8 protein-coding genes and 1 pseudogene are annotated in these 10,376 nt (G+C 27.6%); 6 read left to right on the top strand and 3 right to left on the bottom strand.

Going from position 1 to position 10,376, the window contains the following annotated elements:
• Together EPJ72_RS07785 and EPJ72_RS07780 are read left to right on the top strand one after the other, a co-directional pair.
• A pseudogene (locus EPJ72_RS07785) lies at positions 1-491 on the top strand (integrase core domain-containing protein); the annotation flags it as partial.
• A gap of 114 nt (positions 492-605) precedes the next feature.
• A complete protein-coding gene (locus EPJ72_RS07780; RefSeq protein ID WP_147731623.1) occupies positions 606-1,541 on the top strand; it encodes a DDE-type integrase/transposase/recombinase in 936 nt (311 codons plus the stop codon).
• 36 nt (positions 1,542-1,577) lie between these two features.
• On the opposite strand, the gene dxs is transcribed toward EPJ72_RS07780, so the two are convergent.
• Positions 1,578-3,428 (bottom strand): 1-deoxy-D-xylulose-5-phosphate synthase, encoded by a 1,851-nt coding sequence (gene dxs / locus EPJ72_RS07775; RefSeq protein WP_147731622.1) that lies wholly within the window; start codon positions 3,426-3,428, stop codon positions 1,578-1,580.
• 61 nt (positions 3,429-3,489) lie between these two features.
• Entirely contained in the window at positions 3,490-4,395 is a 906-nt protein-coding gene (locus tag EPJ72_RS07770; protein WP_147731621.1) for a hypothetical protein, read from the bottom strand.
• A gap of 381 nt (positions 4,396-4,776) precedes the next feature.
• On the opposite strand from EPJ72_RS07770, the gene EPJ72_RS07765 reads away from it, so the two are divergent.
• Genes EPJ72_RS07765 through dapB form a run of 3 tightly spaced genes read left to right on the top strand, consistent with a single transcriptional unit; the run spans position 4,777 to position 7,581 of the window.
• On the top strand, positions 4,777-5,982 hold the full coding sequence (locus EPJ72_RS07765; protein ID WP_147731620.1) for a M20 metallopeptidase family protein: 1,206 nt from the start codon (positions 4,777-4,779) through the stop codon (positions 5,980-5,982).
• 16 nt (positions 5,983-5,998) lie between these two features.
• Complete coding sequence (gene dapA, locus EPJ72_RS07760) at positions 5,999-6,880, top strand: 4-hydroxy-tetrahydrodipicolinate synthase (protein WP_147731619.1); 882 nt, start codon at positions 5,999-6,001, stop codon at positions 6,878-6,880.
• Positions 6,877-7,581, top strand: a complete 705-nt coding sequence (dapB, locus tag EPJ72_RS07755) for a 4-hydroxy-tetrahydrodipicolinate reductase (protein ID WP_147731618.1) — start codon at positions 6,877-6,879, stop codon at positions 7,579-7,581. Before dapA ends, dapB begins: the two co-directional genes overlap by 4 nt.
• An 86-nt stretch (positions 7,582-7,667) precedes the next feature.
• Here dapB and nadE read toward each other — a convergent pair whose 3' ends face one another.
• Entirely contained in the window at positions 7,668-9,551 is a 1,884-nt protein-coding gene (gene nadE, locus EPJ72_RS07750) for an NAD(+) synthase (protein WP_147731617.1), read from the bottom strand.
• 142 nt (positions 9,552-9,693) lie between these two features.
• Between nadE and EPJ72_RS07745 the strand changes: the two genes are divergently transcribed.
• The gene (locus tag EPJ72_RS07745) at positions 9,694-10,287 is read left to right on the top strand and encodes a pyridoxamine 5'-phosphate oxidase family protein (RefSeq protein ID WP_147731616.1); all 594 of its coding nucleotides are present in this window, start codon (positions 9,694-9,696) and stop codon (positions 10,285-10,287) included.
• Positions 10,288-10,376: the final 89 nt, after the last annotated feature.

Genomic DNA, 10,376 nt, shown 5'->3' with positions numbered 1-10,376 from the left:
TAGGCAGAAAAACAGTTTATCAATTCACTGCTGTAGATTTAGCTACACGCTATAGTTGGAGGCAAATCTATGAGGATAAAACACCTTATAGTGCTTTATCTTTCTTAAAATATGTCTTAAAAACTTCACCTTTTAAGATACAGGCTATACAAACGGACAATGGTATAGAATATACTTATCGCTGTATTAATACTCCTAAAATAAATATTTTTGATGAATACTGCTTAAAAAATAAATTAGAGAGGAGATATATTCCTATAGCAACACCAAGATACAATGGCGTAGTAGAAAGAGTACACGGCATAGACGAAAGAGAATTTTATTCACGATTAAATAAAAATATCACAGTAGAATTATTGAGAGAAAAATTAAAAGAATATACACATTTTTATAACAATCAAAGATTGATTTCTTCGTTATTGTATATTACAATCAAAGAAAGAATCAAAAATATTATAGCAAGTAAAAGTACAATATCTATGGCTCCATGACACTATATATAGTTTTTGTTTAGGAGTATGAAGATATTGGACATTTTTTAGTATAAAAAAAGCAGTATCCTTGTTATAATATTTTGATATATAAAATAAATAAAGGATACTACTATGAAAAGAGATTATAGCACAGAATTTAAATTATTTATAGTGGATAAAGCATTAGAAACTAAAAATATTAAAAGATTTTTAAAGATAGAAGAAATACCCAAATCTACTTTTTATGCTTGGCTTAAAAAATATAAAGACACTGGAACTGTCGCCAATTTTAGCACTAGACCAAAAACTTCCCCAAATATCTTTAATAATCAAGAAGCTATTAATTTAATTATTGAACTCTATACTAAAGAATATCGAGGTAAGCATTATATTAAAGCATATTTAAATCGTAAAGGCATTAATATAGGTGTTACAGCTATAGAGAATGTACTAAAAAGAAATAATCTTTGGAGATACAAAATAAAAAAGAAAAAGAAGCGATATGATAAACGAAAATTTGTCTCTAAAATACAAAAAGAAGGCAAAATAGTTCAAATAGACACTAAATATATCAAATTAGGCAGAAAAAGAGTTTATCAATTCACTGCTGTAGATTTAGCTACTCGTTATAGTTGGAGGCAAATCTATGAAGATAAAACACCTTCTAGTGCTTTATCTTTCTTAAAATATGTCTTAAAAACTTCACCTTTTAAGATACAAGCTATACAAACGGATAACGGATTAGAATATACTTATCGCTGTATCAATACCTCTAAAATCAATATTTTTGATGAATACTGCTTAAAAAATAAATTAGAGAGGAGATATATTCCTATAGCAACACCAAGATACAATGGTGTAGTAGAAAGAGTACACGGTATAGACGAAAGAGAATTTTATTCACGATTAAATAAAAATATCACAGTAGAATTATTAAGAGAAAAATTAAAAGAATATACACATTTTTATAACAATCAAAGATTGATTTCTTCGTTATTGTATATTACAATCAAAGAAAGAATCAAAAATATTATAGCAAGTAAAAGTACAATATCTATAGCTCCATGACAGTATATATAGCTTTTTATACTATAAAATTAATATTTAATTGAAAAAATTACTTATTATTTCTTTTAATCCTTCTTTATCCAATTTATAAATACGTAATAATTCATCTCTAGCGGCAGCTTCAAAAAACTTGTTTGGAAGAGAATGTATTTTTATTTTTTTATTATATATTTCATTATCTGAAAGAATGTTTAATATTGCAGAACCAACACCGCCCTTTTTTACACTTTCTTCAATTATTAAAATACTATCTGATTTCTTAACTGCATCAATTATAGTTTTTTCATCTAAAGGATTTAATGTGCATAAATTAATAATAGCAGTATCTAAATTAATTTCATTTACAGCATCAACAATATCAATCAAAGTTTGTCCATAGCTTATAATACAATTTTTTTTGCCTTCTCTAACTATATGAGCCTTACCAATTTCAAAATTATTAGGTATTATACTTTCATCGCATTCTCTTATAGAAGATTTATTATATCTTATCACTGTAGGACCATTATATTTATAAGAAGCTATAAACATATCTTTAAAATCTTTTTCAGTTACAGGAGACATTATCACAATATTAGGAATAATGCTTAAAAAAGAAATATCATATACGCCCTGATGAGTATCTCCGTCTTCTGGCACCAAACCAGCTCTATCAATCATAAACTTAACATTAGCATTCATTATACCAACATCATGTATAACCTGATCATAAGCTCTTTGCAAAAATGTTGAATATAAATAAACATAAGGTATAAGTCCGCTCTCTGCAAGACCAACAGCAAATGTAACAGCATGCTGCTCTGCTATGCCTACATCAAAATATCTATCTTTAAAAAGTTTAGCATATTCGCCAAGACCTGTTCCAGATTCCATAGCTGCAGTTATTGCAATTATTCTTTTATCTTCTTTAGCAATTTCTACTATGCACTCGCCTGCAAGGTTAGAAAAAATTTTCGATGATTTCTTTTTTAATTCTCCTGTTTCTATATTGAAAGGAGCAATACCATGAAACTTTGTAGGATTATCTTCTGCTATAGTGTATCCCTTGCCTTTTACAGTATTTACTTGAACAAATCTAAGCCCTCGTATAGATTTTACTTTTTCAAATGTTTCAATAAGCTCTTCATAATTATGACCATCTACAGGTCCAAAATATTTAAAACCAAGTCCGCTGAATGCTATACCGGGGGCAACAAAACTTCTTATAGCACCTTTACCTCTATCTATAAACTCGTTTGCAATATCTCCAAATGGAAGCGTGGAAACTAAATTTTTTAATTTGTATGATGCATCTTGAATGAGGCTGTCGTTTAAAGTGGTATTTAGAAACTTTGAAATAGCACCAATATTCTTTCCGATAGACATTTCATTATTGTTTAATATTATTATCATATCTTTGTCGGTATGTGCTATATTATTCATAGCCTCTAAAGCCATTCCGCCCGTCATAGCACCATCGCCTATAATAGCTATCACCTCTCCGCTATAGCCTAATATCTTTTTTGCACTTGCTACTCCGTAAGAAAATGAAAGCGAGGTTGAAGAATGCCCTGTCTCTTCTATATCATGTTCAGACTCTTCTCTTTTTGGAAAGCCTGATAATCCTTTATATTTTCTTAAAGTATTGAATCTATTTTTTCTTCCTGTTAGAATTTTATGCGTATAAGCCTGATGCCCAACATCAAAAATAAAAGCATCTCGAGGAGAATTAAACAAATAATGCAAAACTATAGTTAAATCAACTACGCCCAAATTGCTTCCTAAATGCCCTCCTGTCTCTGATACACTTTTTATTAAAAACTCTCTTATCTCGGAAGCTAAAATTGGAAGCTCTTCTACACTAAGTTTTTTTAAATCATCTATAGAGTTAATGTTTTCTAAATACATGCATCCTCTTTTAAATATCTTTTTGTTTTATTATATTAATATTACAATTTTTTTCAACAAATTATCTGATGCTAAAAGGATTAAGTAAATAACCATTTCTTATATAATTAATAGGGCTTAATATTATATAAGAAATTATCATATTAAACATAGATATTATAAAAGAAAATATTAATAAAAGTGTATAAGCATCAATACAATTATTTATAAATATTAAAACGTTTTTTGGTATACCTATATTAAACAATATTTTAATAAGTATTAAAAAAGTATTAATAATGAGAATGCAGGCAAATAATACAATAACCCCTTTCCAAGCATGTGATATATCTGCAGGACTTAATTCCATATGCGAAGCTATTGATATTGAAAGATAAAGAAATATCCAAAAAGTTAATTGCTTTAATGAAGAATTAGCTATAATATTATTTATAATGTTTTTTGATATATAATAGATTGAATTAAATATATTAAAAAACTCATTATAAATAAAAGAAAAAACTCCATATTTACTGCTGTAATTAATTTTGGGTATATTAAAAATATTTTCTTTAAGCTCTGGCTGTAAAACTATAAAAAGCAAATAAACAATAAAACTTCCAACTATAATTGGTGCTATACCTATAAAAAAGTTTCCAAGCTGCTGATACCAACTGCGAGAATCATAGCTATGAAGCACATATCCTATTGTATCAGATTTTGTATTAAAGAGTTTTATATCATCAATTCTATGCCTAAATATAATACAAAATAAAGCATGAGAAATTTCATGTATAGGCGTTCCTATCCAGCCTGTTATATATAATTCAGCCTTGCTTCCTAAAGTTTTGGCAAATAACCTTCTTGTTGTATAGGATATAAAATAAAGCAAAAATCCAAACACTATAACATTGCCGAATAATCTAATTAAATCTACTAAAGTCTTTGAAACTATTATAAACAAAAAATAAAATACATCTTTAATCATTGTGTTAGTTTATATCGGAAATAATATCATTTATACTGAAATAAAATTAAATATTATAAAAAATAAAAAAATATATAAAAAAATAATTATTTTATTTGACATTTATAATTTTTTGAATATAATAACTACATATAGAAATATTAAAAGGAGTGAAAAATGTACTTATCGTATAACACCTGCTTAATTAATTTAACTTCAAATATTCATTTTCAACTTTCTAAATTCTATAAGTCTTTCAAACGTAAGTAATTCTAAATATATAATCTTAATTAAAAACAATAAAAAATTATAAAAATATTATTAAAAAAAATTAACTTAATACTATATTTAAAAGTTAACATATTATATTATTAATTTATAGTATTATAAGGTTATGAGTGTATGCAAAAAAATAAATATTTAATATTAGATGATAAACTTAATTCTATCGAGAAATATTTAATAGATTTAAGGCGAGACTTGCACAAACACCCAGAATTAGGATTTGAAGAGTTTTATACATCTAAAAAAATTTCTTCTATATTAAAAAGTTTAAATGTAAAACATAAAGTAAAAGTAGCAGAAACAGGAATAGTAGCAGATATAGAAGGAGAAGATAAAAGTTTTACGGTGGCATTTAGAGCAGATATGGATGCTTTGCCTATGGAAGACTTAAAAAAATGTGAATACTCTTCAATAAATAAAGGCAAATGTCATTCTTGCGGACATGATGTTCACACTACAATATTAACAGGCATAGCAAAATATTTTTCTGAAATAAAGCCTCCATGCAATATAAGGCTAATATATCAGCCCGCAGAAGAAACTACAGGCGGTGCTTTGCCAATGATTAAAAAGAATGCATTAAAAAATGTTAATGTAATATATGGTCTTCATGTTAATCCAGAATTAAAAGTAGGAAGTATTGGAGTGAAATATGGGGCAATGTATGCTAGTTCAAATATGTTTGATGTAAAAGTGTATGGCAAATCTGCACATGGTGCAAAATCATACAATGGAATAGACAGCATATTAATAGCTAGTCATATACTAACTCAAATGCATAGTTATACTTCATCATTTACAGATGGAAGTATGAGGCTTCATGTTGGGTTGATAAATGGAGGAAGTGCAAGAAATATTGTTGCTGATTTTACAAAAATGGAAGGCATTATAAGAATGCTTTGCGATGATAAAAAAAGAAAAGAGAGATTATCGGCAATAGAAAAAATTGTTAATAATACTGCCTCTAGTTTTAATGCTAAAGCAGAGTTTATAAATATGCCATCATATCCTGCTCTGATTAATCATAGCAATGCTGTAGATATAGTAAGAGAATCTGCTAACAGTATAAAATTAAATATTGTAGAAGAAAATGCTAATATGACAACAGAAGATTTTAGCTATTATCTTCAAAACATAAGCGGAGCTTTTTTTAGCTTGGGAGTTGCAAACAAAAAAATAAACTACCCTATTCATAATAGTATGTTTGATATAGATGAAAGAGCTATTAATATAGGGGTGAAAATGCAGATAGCCAATATTTATGAAAGTTATTTAAAAAGAGATTTATTTAAAAAAATAAAAAAAACTACTAATAATAAATAAAAAAAGGAGAAAAATTATGTCATTATTCGAAGGAGCTGGTGTAGCTTTAATAACACCGTTTACAAAAGATGGAGAAATTAATTATAAAAAACTTGCTGAACTTATAGAATATCAAATAGCAAATAAAACAGATGCTATAATAGCAGCAGGAACAACAGCAGAAAGCGCTACTCTTACAAGAGAAGAGAGAATAGAAGTAATAAAATTCTGTATAGAAGTTACAAATAAAAGAACAATGCTTATAGCAGGTACAGGAACCAATGTTACCAAAACAGCAGTAGAACTCACACAAAAATCTTGCGAATATGGTGCAGATGCTATAATGGCAGTAACTCCATACTACAACAAAGGTAATGAAAGCGGACTTATAGACTACTATACGCAAATAGCAAATGCATCAAAAGTACCTGTTATAATGTATAATGTGCCTTCAAGAACTGGTGTAAAACTTCCGCTTAATGTTATTAAAAAATTATCTGAAATATCTAATATAGTTGCAATTAAAGAAGCTAGCGGAGATATTAGTTATACTGCTGATATTGCCAATATTGCTCCAAACTTAGACTTATATTCTGGAAACGATGATATGGTTACCCCTATACTTTCTTTGGGCGGTAAAGGAGTTATATCTGTTACAAGCAATATTATACCTAAAGAAAATCATGACATGGTAATGAACTTCCTCAATGGAAAAATAGAAGAATCTATAAAAGCACAAATACATTATATAGATTTAGTAAGGGCTATGTTCATAGAGGTTAATCCAGTGCCTATAAAAGAAGCTATGAATATAATGGGGTTTGATGTCGGACCTTGCCGTTCACCTCTTGGACCTTTAAGCGAAAAAAATAGAGAGCATGTAGCTCAAATAATAAACAAATATGGGATTAAAAAATGAAAACAACTAAAATAATAATACATGGTATTGGAACAATGGGAACTATATTAAAAGATATAGTTGAAAAAGATGATAGTTTAGAGATAGCTGGTTTTGCTGATAATCTTACTAATGAAAAAGGTGATGTAATAGTAGACTTCTCTCATTTTTCATTAATTGAAGATATGCTTGATTATGGAGTAAAAAACAATACACCTATTGTAATATGTACTACAGGTTATGATGATAAAATATTAGAAAAAATAAATGAAGCATCAAAAAAGATTCCTATAGTGCTATCTTCAAATACTTCTATAGGTGTTACATTAATGAATGAGATAGTATCAAAAGTTGCAAGTGTATTACAAGATTTTGATATAGAGATAATAGAAACTCATCACAACAAAAAGATAGATTCTCCAAGCGGTACAGCTAAAACTCTATATAACACTATTAACGATACATTAAATAATGAAATGCATTTAGTTAATGGAAGAAGCGGTACACACAAAAGAGAAAAGAACGAAATAGGTATGCATTCATTGAGAGGAGGAAGTGTGGTTGGAGAGCATAGTGTTATATTTTACGGAGATGATGAGGCTATTGAGATTACTCATAAAGCTATGTCAAAAAAGATATTTGCTAATGGCTCTATTAAGGCTGCCAAATTCATCGTTGGAAAATCCCCTAAACTCTATAATATGAAAGAGGTATTGTCTTAAATTATTAAAAAAATTATGAACATAATGCAATTAAAATCGTATTATGCTCATAATTTTATAAAACAATATTATAAAAAATATTTTATCTATTGTTTATTTAATATACTATTTTTTAATTGCAAATATCTCACTGTATAATAAACACCATTTTGAGATTCTTTGCTTCCATTTCCAAAAGCCCTCTTACTAATTGAAAGTATAGGAGGAGCTTGTATTCTTTTTGAAACAGCCATTCCATTATATTGCTTCCACCACTTCTCTAAATCCTCTATAAACTCAACATCAGTTTTGAAATATTTTTTCAATAACCCTTTTTTACATCCAATCTTCTCTTCCAAAACACCATCAATATACCACTGTAAAATATCCTCTGGTATAATTTTTTTCCAAGATTCAAACATAGTTTTAAATAAATAATCATGATAATCATATTTTACAGGGTCGCCTTTGCCTTCATCTACAGCCTGTGCAGTTGAAAGCTCAGCACTTGGAACTATATTAATTGTACCCTCTGGAATAACTTCTCTTTTGAAAACTTTATCATTAATATATTTTGCAAGTCCATATACTTGATACTTCCATAAATCACCTAAACAAGCAAAAAAACCAGCACTATCTCCATACATAGTAGAATAACCAATGATAGTTTCTGTTTTGTTTGCATTACAAGTAAATACTCCTCCAAAACTTGCAGCTATAGCGGCTAATATTCTTGAAGAGCGGTCTCTTGCCTGAATATTTTCTGTAACAAATGATGACACATTTAAAAAACTCTCTTTTCCATCTCTAATCATAGGAGAAGTTTCAAGCTGTTTTATAGTATAATCAACAGACTCTTGTATAGGCATTACCATATAAGCACAGCCCAAATTATCAGATAAACTCTTAGCAAGGTTTTTAGTTGTATTAGAATTAAACTCACTAGGCATATTCACAAGCAAAACATTATCAGCACCTAAAGCACTAACATACATAGCAGATGATAATGCAGAATCAATTCCTCCGGACACTCCAATAACTACCCTATTTATTCCTATAGATTTCATAAACTTTCTTATACCGTAAATAACTGTATCGTATATTAGTTTGTATTCATTTTCTTCTTTTAGTGTTATCTCTTCTTTTGATTTTTTATTATTATAAAAATCTATATAATATATCTCTTCTTTATATCTATCTCCTTTTAAGAGCAATTTTCCTTTTTCATCATAAACTCTGCTGCATCCGTCAAAAGTATAAACATTCTTACCATTGTTTTGTATACCCACATTATTAGCATATATTAATGGCTTATTATATTTTTTTGCTATATCAGAAAACATATTATTCTTTTTTGTTTCATCTTCTAAAACATAAAAAGAACTAGATATATTAATAAACATATCAACATCATCTTTCATTATTTCCATAGGGTTTACATTATAATTCTTAGCCCACATATCTTCGCATATAGTCAAGCCTAATTTTATTTTTTGTTTATTAATTTCTATCTCTAATGGTTTTAAATATTTTTTTATGCTTACATCATTTTCTAAAGCTAAATCTTTTAAACTATAAAAATGTCTGCTGTCATCAAACTCTTTATAATTTGGAAGAAGAGTTTTTATAAAGAAATTATATTCTGTTGTATTATTGTCTATAAGTTTTCCATCTTTTGCTACAAACAATGCATTATATTTTCTAAGTCTTCCGTCAAAGTTCTTTTTGTTTTTATCTAAAGCAATATTTCCAAAAATGACATATATGTCTTTAGAAGCTTTTATAATCTCTTCTCCAAGTTTCTCACATTCTTTTACAAACGCCTCACTCTCCAACATATCTCCAACCATATATCCAGAAACAGAAAGCTCTGGAAAAACTATAATATCTGCATTATTCCCCCTTGCCTCTTCAATATATTTAATCATTTTACTAGCATTTACAATTGGCATAGAAGGTATTATTTCAAATTGGCATATAGCTATCTTCATAAGAAACACTCCAATTTTTTAATTAAATTTTTAATATAAAATTAAATAAAATATTGACTAATATAATATAAGAAAATAAATAATTTGTCAAAACGTGTATGGTATGATATAATTACTATCTATTATAATAAGGCAGAGAAAAATGAGAAGAAAAGAGTTTAATTTTAATGATATAAAGAAAATAGAAAATATGCTAAATACTATAGAATATGGAGTTATGGCATTACCAGATAAAATACCTTACGCAGTCCCTATAAGTTTTTGCTATAAAGATAATGAAATATATTTTCACGGAGCTCCAAGCGGAAGGAAATACGAAATATTAAAGACTAATCCAAAAATATCTTTTACAGCTTCAAAAGTATATTCATATATGCCATCAACATTCAAAAATAATACTATGACACCAACACAGTTTTATTTTTCAGTATATATTGAAGGCGAAGTTAATATAATAGATATAAGCGAAGTTGAAAGAAGAAAAAATATATTATATGAATTAGTAAAAAAATATGAAAAAGACAACTCTAATTTATCAATAGAACACAAAATGTTTGAATATGCAAAAAATTCTATGATGGTAGGAGTAATAAAAATAGAAAATATCACAGCAAAAGCCAAATTCGGACAAAACATGAAGGGTGAAGAAATAAATATACTAATAAAGGACTTAGAAAAAAGAGGCGAAAAATTAGACTTCGAAACAATAGATATGATGAAAAATGTAGGAAAATAATGAATATCTTATGTAAAGTTCGGAAAAATACTTGAAATATTTTTTGCTTTGTTGTATAATCAATAAAACTATCTATTGGGTATCTTTTT

The organism is Brachyspira pilosicoli, from assembly GCF_008016535.1.
Lineage (GTDB): Bacteria > Spirochaetota > Brachyspiria > Brachyspirales > Brachyspiraceae > Brachyspira > Brachyspira pilosicoli_A.
This window is presented reverse-complemented; position numbering and strand designations above follow the sequence as displayed.